We start from the raw sequence: 18,254 nt of genomic DNA, 5'->3' as shown, positions 1-18,254 counted from the left end.
CCGGCCGCCGGGCGGACGCGTGCTACCCGGGGCGGCCGGCACCGTCACCGCCCGGCGCGCTCTCGGTGACCTTGACCGCCCAGTCACCGTCCGCCTCGTGGCCGGTGACGGTGACCCGGGTGGTCCCGCCGGGCAGCGCCCAGGATTCCCCCACCCCGAGCGGGGCGTCGGCCAGCGGCGGGAAGACCGAGGTGGCGGCGCAGGCGGAGGTGCCGGGATGGCCGTCGACGACGTCGACGGGTCCGTCGCCGGACTCGCGGTCGGAGCGCACCCGGTAGAGCAGCACGCCTGGCCGGCAGGCGGACCGGTCGTTGCCTACGGCGCTGCGGGCCTCGATGGCCAGCGCGGTGTCGGCGCCGGTCCTGACGACCAGCAGCTTGGTGCCGCCGGGGGTCTCGTCGGGGCTCAGGTCGTAGTAGGTCGTGCCGGTGCCGGTGACGCAGCCGACCTGGCCGGGCCGCAGCCAGCCGAGCTTCCACTTGTGCCAGGCGAAGGGCTCGGGGGCCAGGCCGAACTGGCTGCCCATCAGGTCCCAGTCGCCGACGTGGGTGTCCCAGTCGGCGTTGCTGCCGGCCGGCGGCCGGTAGTAGAGGTCGGGCAGGTCGAAGACGTGGCCGGTCTCGTGGGCGAGCACGTTGCGGTCCGGCGGGTGCCGTTCGAAGACGGTGACCAGGCGGGCCAGCGGGTTGCCGTCCAGGGTGACGGGCGCGGCGAGGTTGACGACCTTGGTGGCGTCGGAGTCCACGCCGGGCGCGTCGGGGTCGGCGACCAGGTAGACCACGTCGTAGCCGCTGAAGTCCACCACCGGGTCGGCCGCGGTCAGGGCGTCGCGCAGGTACGCGGTACGGTCCGCGGCCCGCCAGTCGCGGCTGATGGCGTACGCGGTCGCGGAGCGCGGCATCGCCACCCAGCGGTCCACGGTGTGCAGGTGCAGCCGGAACTGCCCGTACGACGCCTGGTCGTAGAAGTAGCTGGTCGCCGGGTAGTGGTCGGCGGCCACCTCCTGCGTGGTCAGCGAGGGCGGGGAGTCGGGGAAGGACAGGAAGACCATCAGCGCCTTCACGTCGCCCAGCGCCTTCGCGTAGCCGCCGGGGGCGGAGTCCACGCCCTCGGAGTGGTGCACCGGCGTCCGCGGCAGCAGGCAGGCGGCGGACGCGGGGGCGGCGTGCGCCGACGGTCCGGTGGCCAGCGTCCAGGCGACGAGCGCGCCGAACACGCAGGCCGCGGCGGCCGCGGAACGCGCCCCGCGCGGACGCCCCGGCGCGTTCGTCGCGGCACGCGCGGACCGGACGCCTCCAGCGCCCCGCGTATCGCCTGACGAGATGCCTGACCGCCGCACATGGACCTCCGGGGAGGGTTCGCGAGCCCGTTCGGGACACCTCAACCACCTTGCTATGGATTGTGACGGTATGCGGCGTTCGACTGCGCCGCCCGAGTGATGCGCGGACCACCCGGTATGGCGAACACCTGGACGGCCGACGGCATTACGTTCCGTAACAGTGCAGGTGAAGCGATCAGGACAGGTGCCCGATCGCGCAGAAACCGTCAGCCGGCGGATACCCGTGCGGAGAATCACCACGGCGACGCTGGATCGCCCACTCCGCCAGCCCATATGATCGCGTGCGAGACGAGCGCAACACGGGGAGCAGGCCATGGGCGGACCCGCGGGCGGCCCCGGCGTCGACCCCGACAGCACAGCACAGGTCATCACACAGAGTCACAGCTCTGCCCCACGCCCGCGCGGCACCGGGGCACGCGACGAAGCCGAGCTGCGCGACTACCGGGCCGCCTTCGCCGTGGCCAGGTCCGCGATGGCGCTGCTGTCCCCGGAGGGCGACGTGCTGGCCGCCAACCCGGCGCTGGCCACCCTGCTGGGCGCGGCGCCGGAACGCCTCGCGGCGGTCGGCGCGGGCGCGCTGCTCGGGCTGGCCGGCGACCCGCACGCCAGGGCCGCCTTCCACGACGTGCTCACCGGCCGCCGCGACCGGCTGCGCTGCACCCGGCGGATCCCCCGGCAGGACGGCGCGGCACTGCTCGCCGAGGTCACCCTGTCGCGCACGGGCGCGACCCCGCTGCTGCTGACCGTCGAGGACATCGGCGAACGCGACGCGCTGCGCGAGCAGTTGCGGCACCTGCGGATGCACGACCCGGTGACCAGGCTGCCCAACAGGGCGCTGTTCTTCGAGCGGCTCACCGACGCGTGCGACAGCGCGCCGGGCCACGGCACCGGCCGGATCGGGCTGTGCTACCTGGACCTGGACGGCTTCAAGGCCGTCAACGACACCCTCGGCCACCGGGTCGGTGACGAGCTGCTGGCCGCCGTCGCACGCCGGCTACTGGCCTGTGCGGAGCCCGGCGGGCACCTGGTCGCCCGGCTCGGCGGCGACGAATTCGCGCTGCTGGTACGGGACTCCACCGGCACCGGGCAGGCCACCGCGCTGGCCGAGTCCGTACTGACCGCGCTCCAGCAGCCCTTCGACGTGGCCGGGCAGCGGCTCGCGGTCTCGGCGAGCATCGGGGTGGTCGAGCGGGAGGCACCGGGCAGCTCGGCCACCGGCCTGATGCAGGCCGCCGACACCACGCTGTACTGGGCCAAGGCCGACGGCAAGGCGCGCTGGACGCTCTTCGACCCCGAGCGCAACGAGCACCGGATGACCCGGCAGGCGCTGTCCCGCACGCTGCGACAGGCCGTGGAGCGCGGCGAGTTCGTGCTGGACTACCAGCCGCTGGTCGCCCTCGACACCGGTGAGCTGCGCGGGGTGGAGGCGCTGGTCCGCTGGGAGCACCCGCACTTCGGGCGGCTCGCGCCCAACCGCTTCATCGGCCTGGCGGAGGAGGACGGCTCCATCGTCCAGCTCGGCCGCTGGGTGCTCGCGCAGTCGTGCCGGCAGGCCCGGGCCTGGCAAATGGCCCACCCGGCCTCGCCGTTGACGGTCAGCGTCAACGTCGCGGTGCGGCAGATGTGGGATTCGGACCTGGTGGCGGACGTGGCCGCGATCCTCGCGGAGACCGGGCTGCCGCCGCGGCTGCTGCAGCTCGAACTCACCGAGTCCGCGGTGATGGGCTCCGCGGGAAGGCCACTCCAGGCGCTGCACGCGCTGCACGAGATGGGCGTACGCATCGCCATCGACGACTTCGGCACCGGCTATTCGAACCTGGCCTACATGAGCCGGCTGCCCGTCTCGGCGCTCAAGCTCGACGGCTCCTTCGTCCAGGGCTTCCGCTCGGCGGAGCACCCGAACCCGGCGGACGAGACGATCGTCGAGGCACTGGTCGACCTCGCCCACCGGCTCGGCCTGACGGTGACGGCGGAATGCGTGGAGAACGCGGAGCAGGCGGAACGCCTGCGCAGGATCGGCTGCGACACCGGCCAGGGCTGGCACTACTCACGTCCCGTGGGGCCCGACGTGATCTCCGGCCTGCTCCTCTGAACAGCCCCTGCGGGGTCGCTGGTACGGACGCCACAGCTGCGGTCCGTCGTGGTTGGTCGCGCAGTTCCCCGCGCCCCTGAAAAACGCTCCCCCTCTGCGCAGAGGGCAAGCCCCAGCAAGGGCCAGCCCGTCGTGCCACGACCGACCGCCGTGTGTGACGGCCGGCACCACGTCCCCCCGAACCCCCGGAGGGACCCGCGTCCTCGGGGGGAGGGAGGACGCGGGTCCCGGCCAGGGGAGGAGCGTGGGTCAGTGGGGGCCGGCCCCGGGCGGGGTCAGCAGGCGCCGAGGTCCTGCCAGACGCCCCATTCCCCGGTCGTACCGGGCTCCTCGTTCGTGGTCCACCACTTGGCGTTCCACTTGTGGCCCTTCCAGGAGATCTGGTTGCCGCCGACGTAGACCGCGGAGGCGGACCAGGACGGCAGGGTGCAGGTGCCGCCCGGCGGGGTGGTGGGCGGGGTGGTCGGCGGCGTCGTCGGCGGAGTGGTCGGCGGCGTCGTGGGCGGAGTGGTCGGCGGGGTCGTCTGCGTGCCGCAGCCGGACGTCGAGCCGTTCGTCGCGGTCACGATCTTGTTGAAGAGGGTGGCCGCCGGGTCCAGGTCGAGCAGCGAGTACATCATCGAGCCGGCCAGCCCGTGGCAGTGCCCGTAGTCGGCCTTGGCCTGGATGGCCTGGGCGCCCAGCCCGGTCCAGAACTCGTTGCCGTTGTAGAACCAGTTGGACTGCGAGGCCGTGTCGTAGAAGGTGTCGGCGGGGTTGTCGACGACGCCGGTGAGCTCCTTGTAGTACGCGGTCCCCGCGACCTGGCTGATGCCGCGGGCCGCGGCGGGGCCGGAAGCGGGCTGGTAGAGCCCGTGGTTGCTGCCGGCCGACACCCCGGACCAGCCGCGGTAGTACGTCGGGTAGCCCATGGTGATCTTGTTGGCGGGGAAGCCGCCGGGGATGCCGTAGGCCGGATCGCCGGTGGTCCATGCCGTGATGGCGTGGTCGGTGCTGTACTTCTCGGCGCCGGGGGAGATCGGCGTCGAGGGGTCCTTCGGCGACTGGTACAGCGGGTCCTGGAAGTTGGTGGGCCCGTTGGTCTCGAAGGCCCCGTGCATGTCGTACGTCATGATGTTCGCGTAGTCGAGGTAGGCCCCGAGCTTGTTGGTCTCGATCTTCGCGATCTTGTCCTGGCCGGCCGGCAGCGCCGCGGTGAGCAGCATCTTCTTCCCGCCGTTGGCGGCGCCGTACGCGTCGAGCTCGGTACGGAACTCGGCCGCCAGCTTGGTGAAGTTGGCCGTGTCGTTCGGGCTGTAGTGGTTGCCGGTGTGGCCGCCGGGCGAGCCCGGGTACTCCCAGTCGAGGTCGAAGCCGTCGAAGATGCCGGCCGCGGAGCCGGTGCCGCCGTAGCCGCCCTGGACGGGCAGGTTGCCCTTGATGAACATGTCGATGCAGGAGCTGACCAGCTTCTTGCGGCTGGCGTCGGTGGCGGCGGCGTCGGAGAAGTACTTCGAGTACGTCCAGCCGCCGATCGAGGCGACGATCTTGAGGTTGGGGTACTTCGCCTTGAGCTGCTTGAGCTGGTTGAAGTTGCCGACCAGCGGCTGGTTCCAGGTGTCCGCGGTGCCGTTGACACTGATGTCGGCGCCGAAGGACTTCTGGTAGTCGGCGAAGGCGTCGCCCGCCCCGTCACCGGCGTTGGGGTCGGACTCGTTGGTGGAGTCCGACGCCTTGGTGGCCTCGAAGCAGGTCAGGTTGACCGGATCGATGTTCTCGAACGAGTAGTTGAGGATGTTGAGCTTGCCGGCGATTCCCTCGGTGTCGAGGTTCTTGGGGTAGAACGCGTTGCCGTAGACGCTCCACTGGTCGTAGTACGCGATCTTGACCCCGCCGCTGCTCGCGGCGGGTGCCGCGGCGGCCGCGGGTCTGGCGGCGCTGGTGGTGTCCGCCTGGGCGGTGCCGAGGCCGCCGACCAGCGCGGTGAACACGCCGAGGGCGAGCGCGGCGCTCGTGGCGGCGGCCACGAGCGCTCTCTTCCTGGACTGCACAAGAACCTCCGGGGGGAGAGGGAGGAACACAAGGGGGCTGTGGGGTATGAATAGCCCTCTGGTCAAGTGCACGTCAATGGTCTGAACCAAAGCCAGGACTAGACCAATTCGGAGGTCCTGGCGGCCCCGCGGATTGTTCACGACATGAGCAAAGCCGCTCGTCAACCGGGTGACGAGCGGCTTTAAGCCTCGGTTAAGCCATGGCCGGGCGGCTGGTTCGGGATTGGACCACCGGTCGGCAGGAAACCGGTATTTAACCGGCCGCGATGTCCTTCGGGAAGCCGTACGCGTCGGCGATCAGGTCGTAGGAGCGCAGCCGCACGGCCGGGGTGTGCGCGTTGGCGGTGATGACCAGCTCGTCGGCGCCGGTCCGCCCGACGAGCTCGTCGAGCCCGGCCCTGACCGTCCGCGGATCGCCGTGCACGATGTTGGCCATCCAGGAGTCCACGAAGTCCCGCTCCATCGGGCTGAACTGATGGGCCGCCGCCTCCTCCGGGGTCGGGATGAGCCCGGGGCGGCCGGTACGCAGCCGCAGCATGCCGAGCGCGCCGGCCAGCACCTGGCGGCGGGCCTGCTCGGGGTCCTCGGTGGCCAGCGCCGCCACCCCGATGGAGGCGTAGGGGCGGTCGAGGACCTCGGAGGGCCGGAAGGACTCGCGGTAGAGCGCCAGCGCAGGAACGGTGTTGGCGGCGGAGAAGTGGTGCGCGAAGGAGAAGGGCAGGCCGAGCGCCCCGGCCAGCTGGGCGCTGAAACCGGACGACCCGAGCAGCCAGATGCTGGGCCGGCCGGCGGACTGCACCCCGCCGGCCGTGGTGCCCTGCACCGGGCCGGGCACCGCGTGGATCCGGGAGTAGCGGTGGCCGCCCGGGAAGTCGTCGTCCAAAAAGCGGACCAGCTCCGCGAGCTGCTGCGGGAATTCGTCGGCGCCTTCGTGCAGCGACTCGGTCCTGCGCAGCGCCGCCGCGGTCGCCCCGTCCGTACCCGGCGCGCGGCCGAGACCGAGGTCGACGCGGCCGGGGGCCAGCGCCTCCAGGGTGCCGAACTGCTCGGCGATCACCAGCGGCGCGTGGTTGGGCAGCATCACGCCGCCGGAACCGAGCCGCAGGGTGCGGGTGAAGGCGGCCAGGTGGGCAAGGATCACGGCGGGCGAGGAGCTGGCGACGCCGGGCATCGAGTGGTGCTCGGCCACCCACATGCGGTGGTAGCCGCGCGCCTCGGCGGTCCTGGCGATCTCGACGCTGTTGCGCAGCGCGTCCGTGGCCGTCAAGCCCGCGCCGACGCCGGCCAGGTCGAGCACCGACAGCGGTACGGGCGCGGTGCCGCGGACGGTGCCGCGGATCCCGTCCCCGGCCGTCCCGGCGTCACCGCCGTCGCCGCTGCCGTTCCGCGCCACGTCGTCACCCACAGCAACCGCCTCCTTGGTCGTCGCGCGTGCGCCGGGCGCACGCGATGGTCAGAGTGGGAACAACCGGAGCGGTCATCCGCTTATTCCCCTTACCCCGCACGGGGATATTCCCGATCGGGCAATGACCTAGGCATATGCCAGAGTGGCCCCTTCCTGCGTATACGCCTGCGGGGCCGCGGAGAAGTCCTCAACCGCCCCTGCCGCCACGGGCATTGGGGCTATCGTGGAATTCGGTCAAGCTGCCGGTTGTGACTGCGCTGAGTCCCAACCGTGACCAGCAGCGACAACCGGGACGCAAACGGTCACACCTGCAGGGGGCTACCGTGGCGCTAGAGCACCGACAGACCGCGCCGGTCTACGCGGTCCAGCACGCCTTGCGCGTGCTGGAATCCGTCGACACCCACCGGCACGGTGTCTCCGCCGAGCAACTGGCCCGGGAGATAGGGGTGCCGGTCGGCTACCTCGCCCAGCTCCTGAGCATGCTGCAACGCGAACGCTATCTGGGTTTCCTGCCCGGCGGCGGCTACGTGCTCGGCGAGACCCTGGTGCTGCTCGGCGCCGCCAACCACGACGAGGCGCTGGCCGAGAAGCTGCGCACGATCCTGGTGGAGCTGCGCGACGAGGTCGGCGCCGCGGTGTACTTCAGCCGCTACGACGACGGCGAGGTCCGCATCGTCGACTTCGCCGACGGGCCGAACGCGCCCAAGGTCAACGAGTGGGTCGACTTCCGCTCGGCCGCGCACGCGAGCGCCGTCGGCAAGTGCCTGCTGTCGCAGCTGGACCACAACAGCCGGCTCGAACACCTCTCCCGGCACCGCCCCGCCCGGCTCACCTCCCGCACCGAGATCGACGACCGGGCGCTGCTCAACAAGCTGGAACGCCAGCCGGCCAGCGTTCCCACCCTGGACCTCCAGGAGTACGCCGTCGGCACGGTGTGTGCGGCGATCCCGGTCACGATCGGCACGACGGTGGCGTGCCTCGCGCTGTCCATGCCGCTGGCCGAGGCGCACCGGCTCAAGCCGGCCGTCGACACCCTCAACCAGCGGGCCGCGCCGGTGCTTCTCTCCATGAGCCTGTGACCCCTTCCGGCCGGGGTTCCGGCCGGGGGTTCCCCGCTGCGGGCGGGGTGGTGCGGAGCAGGCTCCGGGAGGCCGTATAGTTGAGGTCGTTGCGCCGCTAGCTCAGTTGGTTAGAGCAGCTGACTCTTAATCAGCGGGTCCGGGGTTCGAGTCCCTGGCGGCGCACTTGGCTCAGTGGAGCAGGCCTCCCACATCACGTGGGGGGCCTTCTTCATGCCCAGTGGCCCGGCCGGCCGAGACCCGGCGGCAGCCGGGTGGCGGGGTCGCCGGACGCGGCGGCGAGCTGCGGGCCGGTCAGGAAGAGCGCGTCGCGCACATCCGCCCCGCCGAGGTCTGCCCCGCGCAGGTCCGCCCCGAGCAGGTCGGCGCCCCGCAGATCGGCGCCGCGCAGGTCCGCCCCGATCAGGAGGGCCCCGCGCAGGTCCGCCCCGCGCAGGTCGGCGCCGCGCAGCCGGGAGCCCATCAGGTCGGCGCCCCGGTGGTCGCGGGGGCGCGGGAAGCGGGCGCGGGCCAGCTGCGAGGCCCGGCGCAGCAGCTCGCCGACCGGCGCGCGCTCGGCGGCGACATCGAGGGCGAGCAGCTCGTCGGCGCTGCCGAGGCTCAGTGCCTCGACGCGGGTGGCCGCCGCGGCGGCGGCGTCGTGCAGCTCCGCGGCGGCCGGCAGGGTGCGTACCTCGGCGAGGTGGCGGAGGAGTTCGTGGAGCTGCCGCACCACCGGCAGCACCGCGAACATCTTCCGCCCGCCGTCCGCGGCGTCCCGCCAGTCCCGTCCGGCGAAGGTGTGCCGGGAGACCTTCTGGCCGGCGCCGAGGCAGTCGTAGACGGTGCACCCGGCGTAGCCCTGGTCGCGGAGCCGGTCGTGGATGCCGCAGCGGTGGCCGGCGCCTAGGTGGCCGCAGGGCTCCCCGGCGGCCTTGTCCCGGGCGAAGTCGGCGGAGCGGGTGAAGGCGAGGGCGACGCAGCACAGCCCGAAGCAGTTGCCGCAGTCCGCCCGCAGTTCGCTGTGCTCCACCCTGGTCCCTTCGCCGGCTGCGCCCGGGTCCATGGTGCCGTATCAGGCGGTGGTCACCCGCCGGGGAGTACGGCGGGCTTGGCGGGGGTGTAGAGCCAGGTCTGGAAGAAGCCGCCCAGGTCCCGGCCCGACAGGTGCTCGGCGAGCGCCTGGAATTCGGCGATGGTGCCGTTGCCGTAGCGGTGCCGGGCCGGCCAGGCCTTGAGCAGGGCGCGGAAGGCGTGGTCGCCGATGGTGGTGCGGAGCGCCTGGATGGCGACGGCGCCCCGGTCGTAGACGGCGTCGTCGAACTGCCGGGTCGGTCCCGGGTCGCCCGGCTCCACGGTCCAGAACGGGTCGTCGGCGGGGTGGGCGTCGTAGATCGCGCGGGCGGCCTGCCGGGTGCTGTCGCCGCCCGCGTGCTCCTCCCACAGCCAGGCCCCGTAGGAGGCGAAGCCCTCGTTCAGCCAGATGTCCGACCAGCGGGCCAGCGAGACGTCGTCGCCCCACCACTGGTGGGACAGCTCGTGCGCGACGGTGCCGATGCCGTCGGTGGTGGCGAAGACCGCGGGGCTGTAGAAGACCCGGGTCTGCGCTTCGAGGGAGAAGTGCGAGGGGACGTTCGGGACGTAGCCGCCGGCCGCGTCGAAGGGGTAGGGGCCGAACCAGCCGCTGAGGTAGTCGATGATCTCGCCGGTGCGCTCGACGCCGGCCCGCGCGTTGGCGGCGGTGGCAGCGGGCAGGTCGGTGCTGTAGGCGTTGATGACCGGCACGCCGGTGCGGGTGCGGCTGTGGGTGATGTCGAAGTGGCCGAGGGCGAGGGTGGCCAGATACGTGGCCTGCGGCTTGTCCTGGCGCCAGTGGTAGCCGGTCCAGCCGCCCGAGGTGTGCCGGGAGACCAGCAGGCCGTTGCTGACCGCCTGCTCGCCCGCGGGGACCTTGACGTTCACGTCGTAGGTGGCCTTGTCCAGCGGGTGGTCGTTGCTGGGGAACCACCACCAGGCGGACTCGGGTTCGTTGGCCGCGACGCCGCCGTCGGGGGTGCGCTGCCAGGAGGTGAAACCGTAGCGCTGCACGCTGGAGGGGACGCCGGAGTAGCTGACGGCGACGGTGGTCCGGTGGCCGCGCGGGATCGGCCGGGCGGGGGTGATGACCAGTTCCTGCTCGCCGCTGGTGGCGAAGCGCGCGGGGCGGCCGTCCACGGTCACCTTGCTGACGGTCAGGGCGAAGTCCAGGTCGAAGCTGGTCAGGCCCTGGGTGGCGGTGGCCCGCAGGGTGGCGGTTCCGGAGAGGGTGTCGGTGGCCGGCTGGTAGCTGAGGTCGAGGCCGTAGTGGGAGACGTCGTAGCCGCCGTTGCCGTACGTCGGGTAGTACGGGTCGCCGATGCCGGGCGCCCCCGGTCCCGCGTCGGCGGCGGCTGCCGGGATCACCAGCAGGAAGCCGAGGGCGGCGGCAGCGGACGCGATCACTCTCTTGCGCACGGAAGTCCTCCAGCGTGGGGCCGGTCGGCCCCCATGGGTGGCAGGTACACGCCGACCCTAGGGAAGACCTGGCCGTCCCAGCCACCCCGCGGCCCCCGTCTGTCGCAGAACATTCACCCGGCGCAACACACCGCCACAGCACCGCGGGTACCCGGCAGGAACACCGCCGGCGTCACCACGGTGACCGGTGCGGGCGATATCGATCACGCCGGCGAGCGGCTGACGCCACGGGTGCGGGCGGATAGGTTCACCATGTGAAGATTGTCTGGCTGACCAGGGCCCTCCAGCGGGTGGAGGGCGAGTATCTGGCGCGTCTGGGCCTGTCACTGCCGCTGGCGTCCATCGCGCTGGTGATCGTCGCGGACCTCATCGCGGGCCGGGACCACTTCCTCACGCCCGGCATCGTGGTGGCGCCGCCGCTGGCCGCGATCACCGTCACCTGGCGCAAGACGCTCTTCATCGGGGTGCTCGGCCTGTTCGTCCAGGCCGGCCTGGCGCCCTACGACGGCATCGTCGACATCCCCGACCACGACGTCTTCTTCGGGCAGGCCTTCGCCTACGGCCTGGTCACCGCCTTCAGCGTCTACATCGCCTGGCGCCGGGAGACCGGGGCCAAGGCCTTCACCGCCATCGCCTCGGTCGCCGAGGCGGCCCAGCACGCCCTGATGCGCCCGCCGGAACCGCTGGTCGGCGAGGTCCGGCTCGCGGTGCGCTACGTCTCCGCCGCCGACGCGGCACAGATCGGCGGCGACCTCTACGCGGTGATCGACACCCCGCACGGCGTAAGGGCGCTCATCGGCGATGTCCGCGGCAAGGGGCTGGCCGCGGTGCAGACCTCGGCGGTGGTGCTCGGTGCCTTCCGCGAGGCGGCGTTCGACGAGGGCGGGCTCGACTCGGTCGCCCGGCGGGTCGACACCAGCGTCGGGCGGCACGTGACCACCGGGGACTTCATCACCGCGCTCTTCGCGCAGTTCGACCGGCCCGGCAGCGTGGAACTGCTGCACTACGGCCATGTCGCGCCGCTGCGGGTCGCCAGGGACGGCACGGTCGACACCCTCTACCCGCCCGAGCCGTGGGTCCCGCTCGGGCTGGCCGACCTGGTCAGCGGCGGGCCCGTCGCGTGGCGGGTACCGCTGTCCCCCGGGGACGTGCTGGTGGTGTGCACCGACGGGGTGATCGAGGCGCGCAGCCCGCAGGACAACACCTTCTACCCGCTGACCGAGCGGGTGGGCCCGCTGGTGGCCGGTGCCAGCCGGGACCTGGACGCCGCCGTGGAGCGGGTCTACGCCGACCTGCTCCGGCACGCCGGCGGCTCGCTGTCCGACGACGTCGTCCTGCTGCTGCTCGCCCCCCAGCCGCGGGCGCTCCCGGCCCACCACCCGGACCCGCCGGTGCCGGTGTAAGGCCCGGTGGGGCCCCCGGTGCGTGGTCGCGGCCTCCTCTACACTCGATTCCATATGGATTTATCGACAGATAATCGGCCATATTGCACCGACCGGGAAGGGCTGCCCCTGTATGTCCCGCCACGCGGCGAACGGCAACGCGATCACCGGGAACGGCAGGTCACAGGCGCATCCGCCGCCGGCTGCCACCGCCCTGGTGGACGACGCCGGCACGGTCGTCGGCTGGTCCTCCGGCGCGCAGCGGCTGCTCGGATACGCGGGCGAGGAGGTACTTGACCGCCATGTGGGACTGCTGCTGTCGACGGCGCCGCCGGAGGGCCCGCGCGGCAGCGCCTGGGCCCGCGAGCTGCACGCCATGGGCGGTCTTCGGCACCTGCGGAGCCGTGAGCACTGGTCGTGGCTGGTCGGCGCCCGGCACAAGGACGGCCGCACGGTGCCGGTGGCGCTGGACGCCAGCCCGCTGACCACCTCGGGCCACGGCGCCGGCTGGCTGCTGTCCGCGGTCGACCTCTCCGCGCTGCACGCCGCGCCGGACGCCGCCAGGCTGCTGACCGACGCGCTGCTCGACCAGGCACCGATCGCCTTCGCGATCTGGGACACCGACCTGCGGGCGGTATGGCTCAACGACTCCGCCGCCGCGCAGGCGAGCGGCCCGCGGGACGCGATCGTCAACCGGCACGTCGACGAGGCGGGCGAGAACTTCGACCTCACCGACGCGATGCCGGCCCTGCGCGGGGTCCTGGAGACGGGCACCCCGGTCATCGACCATGAGATCCGCAGGCGCCAGGCGAGCGGAGGGGAGCGGGCCTTCTCGGTGTCGATGTTCCGGCTGGAGGGCGACGACGGCGTGCCGCTCGGCCTGTGCACCATGGGCATCGACGCCAGCGAGAGCCACGTCCGCAGCCAGATGTCGCTGCTGAGCAGCGCGGGCACCCGCATCGGCACCACGCTCGACATCGCCACCACGGCGCAGGAGCTGGCCGACGTGGCCGTACCGGCGCTGGCGGACTTCGCCACCGTGGACCTGTCCGACTGGCGGCCGGCCGGCTCGTCGCCCCAGGAGCGCCTGTACGACAACGAGTTCGGCAGCCCCACCTTCCGCCGCGCCGGCGCCTCCTCCGTCAACCCCGGCGTGCCGGAGGCCGTCTTCAAGGTCGGGGACGTGGTCTTCCTGCCGCCGACCTCGCCCATCGTGCGGCCGCTGAGCACCGGGCGGTCGCATTTCGAACCGCGGCTGAACACCGGGCAGTCCTGGCTCGTGGACGACCCGGCCCGGCACGAGGCCATCAAGCGGGCCCGGATGCACTCCGCGATGATCGTGCCGCTCATGGCGCGCGGCGAGATCCTGGGGGTCGCCGTCTTCGCCCGCACCCGGAACCAGACCTCCTTCACCCGCGACGACCTCTTCCTCGCCGAGGAGCTGTGCGCCCGGGCGGCCCTCAGCCTGGACAACGCCCGCCGCTACTCCCGAGAGCGCAGCGCCGCCCTGGCCCTGCAGGGGGACCTGCTGCCGGCCCGGCTGCCCGACGGGACCGGCCTCGACCTCTACCACCGCTACCTCCCCACCGACCGGCAGGGCGTGGGCGGGGACTGGTACGACGTCATCCCGCTGCCCAACGGGCGGGTCGGCCTCGTGGTGGGCGACGTCGTCGGGCACGGGATCAACGCGGCGGCCGCGATGGGCCGGCTGCGTACCGCCGTGAACACCCTGGCCGACCAGTGCCTGCCGCCGCACGAGCTGCTCGCCCGGCTCGACCACGTGGCCGTGCGGCTGTCGCGCGGCGCCTACGACCCCCGGCACCTCGGCATCCCGCCGCTGGCCGCCACCTGCCTCTACGCCGTGCACGACCGCACCACCGGCCGGTGCACCATCGCGCGGGCCGGGCACCCGCCGCCGCTGATCATCGACCCGGACGGGCGCGCCGAGTTCATCCACGCACCGGCGGGCGCGCCCATCGGGTGGGGGCTGTCCTCCTACGAGTCCGTCGACGTGGACATCGCGGAGAACGGCTTCCTCGCCATGTACACCGACGGCCTGGTCGAGCGGCGCGGCGAGGACATCGACGCCGGCATGGACCGGCTCACCGCCGCCTTCACCGCCGCCGTCGGCCAGGCGGGCGGCGACCTGGACGATATCGGCGACGCCGTCATCGACCGGATGACCCGCGGCACCCGGCCCGAGGACGACATCGCCCTGCTGCTGGCCCGCGTCCAGGAGTCGGCGGCCGGCGGCCGAGCAGCTCCGCTCGAACCCTGCTGACCGGGCCGCCGGGGCCTCAGCGGGTGGCCCGCTCCAGGGCGACGATCACCGACTCGTAGGGCTCGCCGGTGGCGCGGGCCATACCGACCTCGCACATGCGGCTGGCCGACACGTAGACGTCGAAGCCGCGGGCGGCGACCTCCTCGGCCTCCGCGCGGGTCGCCGACGCGGTCAGCTCCTCGTGCAGCAGGCCCCGGTCGCCGGCGAAGGCGCAGCAGCCTGCGTCTTCGGGCACGACGACCTCGCGGGCGATAGCGGCGGCGACGTCGGCCAGGGCGCCGGGGCGGTCGAGGTGCCGGGCCGAGCACGTGGGGTGCAGGACGGCCGAGCCGACCCGGGTGGTCACGGTGAGCCGCGGCAGCACGTGGTCGGCGGCCCACACCGTGGCGTCCAGGACGGTGAGCTCGGCGTGCAGCGCGCGGTTGGCGTCGGTGAGGTAGGGCACCACCTCCCGGGCCAGCCCCAGCGTGCAGGAGGTGGCGTCCACCACGAGCGGCAGCCGCCCGCCGCCGGTCCACACCCAGGCGTGCTCGACGATCCGGTTGGCCATCACGGCGTTGCCCGCGTCGTAGCCCTTGGAGTGCCAGATCGTGGCGCAGCAGGTGCCGGTGACGTCGGCGGGTATCCACACCGGCAGGCCGGCCCGCGCCGAGACGGTGACCAGCGACTGCGGCACCCAGCCGTAGCGCCCCTCCGGCGGGCCGAAGACGCGGTTGACGCAGGCCGGGTAGTAGACGGCGGCCGCGCCGTCCCGCTCGGTACGCGGCAGGGCGCGCGGGGCCGCGCCGGGGATCTCCGGCAGCCAGTCGGGTACGAGCTCGGGCCGTGCCGCCCGGCGGGCCAGCCCGGTCACCGCGGCGAGCGGCCGGTCGCCGACCCGGCGGCGTACCGCGTCCGCGGTGGCCACCGTGGCGCGGGCGGCCCGCTCGGCGGCGCGCCAGTGGGTGGCGGCCGAGCCGGCGGCGCGCTCCTCGACCCGGGAGTGCCGGTCGTGCCTGAACTCCTTCATCAGGGCGCCGGTGTCGATGCCGACCGGGCAGGCCAGCTTGCAGGTCGAGTCGCCCGCGCAGGTGTCGACGGCGGCGTAACCGTAGGCGTCGAGCAGTTCGCGCAGCACCGGCGAGCCGGCCGGCTGCCGCAGCATCTCCCGGCGCAGCACGATCCGCTGCCTGGGGGTGGTGGTCAGGTCGCGGCTGGGGCAGGTCGGTTCGCAGAAGCCGCACTCGATGCAGGCGTCGGCGACCGCCTCGATCACCGGGATGGTCTTCAGGCCGCGCAGGTGCCCGCGCGGGTCCTGGTCCAGCACGACGTGCGGGGCGAGGATGCCGTCCGGGTCCAGCAGCGCCTTGATCCGCCACATCAGGGCGGTGGCGGCCGGGCCCCACTCCATCTCAAGGAAGGGCGCCATGTTGCGCCCGGTGCCGTGCTCGGCCTTGAGCGAGCCGTCGAAGCGCTCGGTGACGGTGCGGCAGAAGTCGGCCATGAAGGCGGCGTAACGCTCCACGTCGGTGGCGCGGCCGGCGTCGAAGGTGAGCAGGAAGTGCAGATTGCCGTGCGCGGCATGGCCGGCGACGGCCGCGTCGAAGCCGTGCCTGCGCTGCAGCTCCAGCAGTTCCGTGCAGGCCTCCGCGAGCCGGTCCGGGGGCACCGCGAAGTCCTCGGTGATCAGGGTGGTGCCGGGCGGGCGGGCGCCGCCGACCGCGGTCACGAACGCCTTGCGCACCCGCCACAGCGCGGCGATCCGCTCCCGGTCGCGGGTGAAGCCGCCGTGGCCCTCGGCGGCCGGCACCGGGGTGATCAGGCCCAGGTCGGCGCAGACCCGCTCGGCGGCCCGCTCGTACGCGGCCAGCTGCGTGTCGTCCGCGGCCCGGAACTCCACCAGCAGCGCCGCGCACTGCTCGGGCAGCCTCGCCCACTCCCCCGGCACTCCCGGCACGGCGGTCGCGGCCCGCAGCACGTTGCCGTCCATCAGCTCGACGGCGTCCGCGCCGGCCTGCGCGAAGTGCGGCACGGCCGCGGCGGCGGCGGGCAGCGACGGGAAGAACAGCAGCCCGGCGGTGGCGGCCGGGCGGACCGGCAGCGTCCGGTAGACCGCCTCGGAGACGAAGCCGAGGGTGCCCTGCGAGCCGATCATCAGCCCGCGCAGGATCTGGACGGGGCTGTCGGCGTCGAGGAAGGCGTCCAGGCGGTAGCCGTTGGTGTTCTTGAGCGCGTGCTTGGCACGGATCCTGGCGGTCAGCTCCCGGTCCGCCTCGATCTCGTCCCGCAGGTCGAGCAGGCCCTGGTGGATCTCCGGCTCGGCCGCCGCGAGCCCGGCGTCGGCGTCCGGGTCGGCGGTGTCCACGACGGTGCCCGACGGCAGCACCACGGTCAGCGAGTCGACCGTGCGGTAGGAGTCGCGGGTGGTGCCCGCGGTCATGCCGGAGGCGTTGTTGGCCAGCACCCCGCCGACCGTGGCGGCTATCGCGCTCGCCGGGTCCGGGCCCAGCACCCGCCCGTGCCTGGCCAGGGCGGCGTTCGCCCGGGCCAGCACCGTGCCGGGCAGGATCCGCGCCCTGGCGCCGTCCGCCTCGACCTCGATCCCGCTGAAGTGGCGGCGCACGTCCACCAGGATGTCCTCGCCCTGCGCCTGCCCGTTCAGGCTGGTGCCCGCCGCCCGGAAGACCAGGTGGCGGCGCTCGGCCCGGGCGTACGCCAGCAGCCGCACCACGTCCTGCACGCTCTGCGGTACGACCACGGCCTGCGGTACGAAGCGGTACGGACTGGCGTCCGAGGCGTAACGGACCAGGTCGGTGAGGTCGCCGAGCACCCGGTCGGCGCCCAGCAGCCGCTCAAGCCCGGTCCGCAGCGCGCGGGGGGTCCCGCCGGCCCTGGTCTCCTCCACGCGGTCCGGCGCGGCCTCCCCCGCCGGAACCGGCCGCATGGTGGCGCCGCCCTTCGGTTCGAGCACGGGACCTCCCGGGGGGGTGTGGGGTGGACGTACCTTTCGCCAACTTATGCGCAAGTTGTCCGCCCCGCGCGATCTCCCAGGCCCCCGCCTGCCCCCTCCCCCGCCTCCGCCGGGCCCCAACCCCGCACCCCCCACTCTGCCGTCCGGGTCACCCCGGGCCTGACCACCCCTGACGCTGCCGTCCCGCCTCCAGCGGGCGGCGGCCTGCCGCGCTTGCAGCGGCGGCTCGCTTTCGCGCCGTCGGGGCTGAGCGCGCAGTTCCCCGCGCCCCTCAGGGGGTGCCCTCTGCGCAGAGGGTGACCGTTTTTCGGGGGCGCGGGGAACTGCGCGACAAGCCACGACGGCGGGGAGGATGCGGCGCCACCGCAAGGGGCAATCACCCAGGGGCGCGTGGGGGTACCCCCAGGTGAAGCGCTGGGGGAGAAGGGCGCGACCAGCCACGACGCAAGCGGCACTGCGGACGACACCGCAAGAGCCGCCACCCCCCACCCCGGCCGCAGGCCGGATGTGCGTCGCAGGTGGGTGGGGCTACCGGGGCGCGACCGGGCCGCGGGTCACGCGGGGTGGGAACCCGTGAGTGCGGCGAAGACCACCACGTTGGCCGAGTAGGCCTGCGCCGCCTTGTCGAAAGCCCCACCGCAGGTGATGAGGCGGAGCTCGGGCCGGCCCGCCGACCCGTACACCCGATTCGCGTCGAAGTGCGCCTTCTCCTCCACCTCGACCGCCTCGACGGCGAACTCCGCCACCGTCCCGTCGGCACGGGCGACTTCCACCAGCGCCCCGCGCTGGATCGTGCTGAGGCCGTAGAAGACCGCGGCCCGCGTCTCGGTGTCGACGTGGCCGACGATGATCGCCGCGCCCGCGGCGCCCGGCGCGGGACCGTCGCGGTACCAGCCGGCGACGTCGGGGGTGGAGTAGGGGGGCGGGTCCACCGCCCCGTGCTTCAGGCCGCGGCCGACGAGCTTCGCGTGGATGCCGACGGACGGGATGTCGATCCGCAGCGGCACGGCGTCGTGCAGCGGGACGTGCGGGGCGTAGACCTGCGCGGGGCGGTCGGCCGCCGCGGCGGCGAGGCTGCGGGCGCCGGGGGGCGTCGCGGGCGTGCCGGGGCCGCCGTGGCCGAGCAGCCACGCCGCCAGCAGGACCAGGCCGACCACGACGGCCGCCCAGGTCCTGCCGGTGTCGGTACCGCCGGTACCGGAGTCGTCCGCCCCCACCGCCATG

The 18,254-nt window shown here is 73.4% G+C and carries 11 protein-coding genes and 1 tRNA gene; 5 read left to right on the top strand and 7 right to left on the bottom strand.

Annotated features, from left to right (window positions below):
* Positions 1–22 precede the first annotated feature (22 nt).
* Entirely contained in the window at positions 23–1,216 is a 1,194-nt protein-coding gene (locus OG702_RS23990; RefSeq protein WP_327290998.1) for a M6 family metalloprotease domain-containing protein, read from the bottom strand.
* 436 nt (positions 1,217–1,652) lie between these two features.
* Between OG702_RS23990 and OG702_RS23985 the strand changes: the two genes are divergently transcribed.
* Positions 1,653–3,431 (top strand): putative bifunctional diguanylate cyclase/phosphodiesterase, encoded by a 1,779-nt coding sequence (locus OG702_RS23985; RefSeq protein WP_442814521.1) that lies wholly within the window; start codon positions 1,653–1,655, stop codon positions 3,429–3,431.
* Between the two features lie 275 nt (positions 3,432–3,706).
* On the opposite strand, the gene OG702_RS23980 is transcribed toward OG702_RS23985, so the two are convergent.
* Both OG702_RS23980 and OG702_RS23975 read right to left on the bottom strand, forming a co-directional pair.
* Positions 3,707–5,437: a glycosyl hydrolase family 18 protein gene (locus tag OG702_RS23980; protein ID WP_327290997.1), complete on the bottom strand. Its 1,731-nt coding sequence runs from the start codon at positions 5,435–5,437 to the stop codon at positions 3,707–3,709.
* A 277-nt stretch (positions 5,438–5,714) separates the two neighbouring features.
* On the bottom strand, positions 5,715–6,866 hold the full coding sequence (locus OG702_RS23975; RefSeq protein WP_327290996.1) for an LLM class flavin-dependent oxidoreductase: 1,152 nt from the start codon (positions 6,864–6,866) through the stop codon (positions 5,715–5,717).
* 323 nt (positions 6,867–7,189) lie between these two features.
* On the opposite strand from OG702_RS23975, the gene OG702_RS23970 reads away from it, so the two are divergent.
* Together OG702_RS23970 and OG702_RS23965 are read left to right on the top strand one after the other, a co-directional pair.
* Entirely contained in the window at positions 7,190–7,945 is a 756-nt protein-coding gene (locus tag OG702_RS23970) for an IclR family transcriptional regulator (RefSeq protein WP_327290995.1), read from the top strand.
* 91 nt (positions 7,946–8,036) lie between these two features.
* A tRNA-Lys gene (locus OG702_RS23965) sits at positions 8,037–8,110 on the top strand.
* Positions 8,111–8,156: 46 nt separating this feature from the next.
* On the opposite strand, the gene OG702_RS23960 is transcribed toward OG702_RS23965, so the two are convergent.
* Together OG702_RS23960 and OG702_RS23955 are read right to left on the bottom strand one after the other, a co-directional pair.
* Positions 8,157–8,990: a pentapeptide repeat-containing protein gene (locus tag OG702_RS23960; protein ID WP_327290993.1), complete on the bottom strand. Its 834-nt coding sequence runs from the start codon at positions 8,988–8,990 to the stop codon at positions 8,157–8,159.
* A gap of 20 nt (positions 8,991–9,010) precedes the next feature.
* Positions 9,011–10,417 carry a M1 family metallopeptidase gene (locus OG702_RS23955; protein WP_327290991.1) on the bottom strand — a complete coding sequence of 469 codons (1,407 nt, stop codon included), beginning with the start codon at positions 10,415–10,417 and terminating at the stop codon, positions 9,011–9,013.
* Positions 10,418–10,671: 254 nt separating this feature from the next.
* On the opposite strand from OG702_RS23955, the gene OG702_RS23950 reads away from it, so the two are divergent.
* Together OG702_RS23950 and OG702_RS23945 are read left to right on the top strand one after the other, a co-directional pair.
* Positions 10,672–11,820 carry a PP2C family protein-serine/threonine phosphatase gene (locus OG702_RS23950; RefSeq protein WP_327290990.1) on the top strand — a complete coding sequence of 383 codons (1,149 nt, stop codon included), beginning with the start codon at positions 10,672–10,674 and terminating at the stop codon, positions 11,818–11,820.
* 112 nt (positions 11,821–11,932) lie between these two features.
* Positions 11,933–14,080, top strand: coding sequence for a SpoIIE family protein phosphatase (locus OG702_RS23945; RefSeq protein ID WP_327290989.1), 2,148 nt, complete (start codon positions 11,933–11,935; stop codon positions 14,078–14,080).
* Positions 14,081–14,096: 16 nt separating this feature from the next.
* Here OG702_RS23945 and OG702_RS23940 read toward each other — a convergent pair whose 3' ends face one another.
* Positions 14,097–17,003, bottom strand: coding sequence for an FAD-binding and (Fe-S)-binding domain-containing protein (locus OG702_RS23940; protein ID WP_327293343.1), 2,907 nt, complete (start codon positions 17,001–17,003; stop codon positions 14,097–14,099).
* A 581-nt stretch (positions 17,004–17,584) separates the two neighbouring features.
* A complete protein-coding gene (locus OG702_RS23935; RefSeq protein WP_327290988.1) occupies positions 17,585–18,253 on the bottom strand; it encodes a class F sortase in 669 nt (222 codons plus the stop codon).
* Between the last annotated feature and the right edge of the window lies 1 nt (position 18,254).

The sequence above is a fragment of the Streptomyces sp. NBC_01198 genome (assembly GCF_036010485.1).
Classification (GTDB): domain Bacteria; phylum Actinomycetota; class Actinomycetes; order Streptomycetales; family Streptomycetaceae; genus Actinacidiphila.
The sequence above is the reverse complement of the archived record's forward strand: the minus strand, read 5'-3'. Positions and strand labels throughout refer to the sequence as shown.

Coding starts and splice junctions, on each gene's coding strand:
- OG702_RS23985 (WP_442814521.1), top strand. CDS start 1,653: ATGGGCGGACCCGCGGGCGGCCCCGGCGTCGACCCCGACAGCACAGCA.
- OG702_RS23960 (WP_327290993.1), bottom strand. CDS start 8,990: ATGGACCCGGGCGCAGCCGGCGAAGGGACCAGGGTGGAGCACAGCGAA.
- OG702_RS23945 (WP_327290989.1), top strand. CDS start 11,933: ATGTCCCGCCACGCGGCGAACGGCAACGCGATCACCGGGAACGGCAGG.
- OG702_RS23935 (WP_327290988.1), bottom strand. CDS start 18,253: ATGGCGGTGGGGGCGGACGACTCCGGTACCGGCGGTACCGACACCGGC.
- OG702_RS23940 (WP_327293343.1), bottom strand. CDS start 17,003: ATGCGGCCGGTTCCGGCGGGGGAGGCCGCGCCGGACCGCGTGGAGGAG.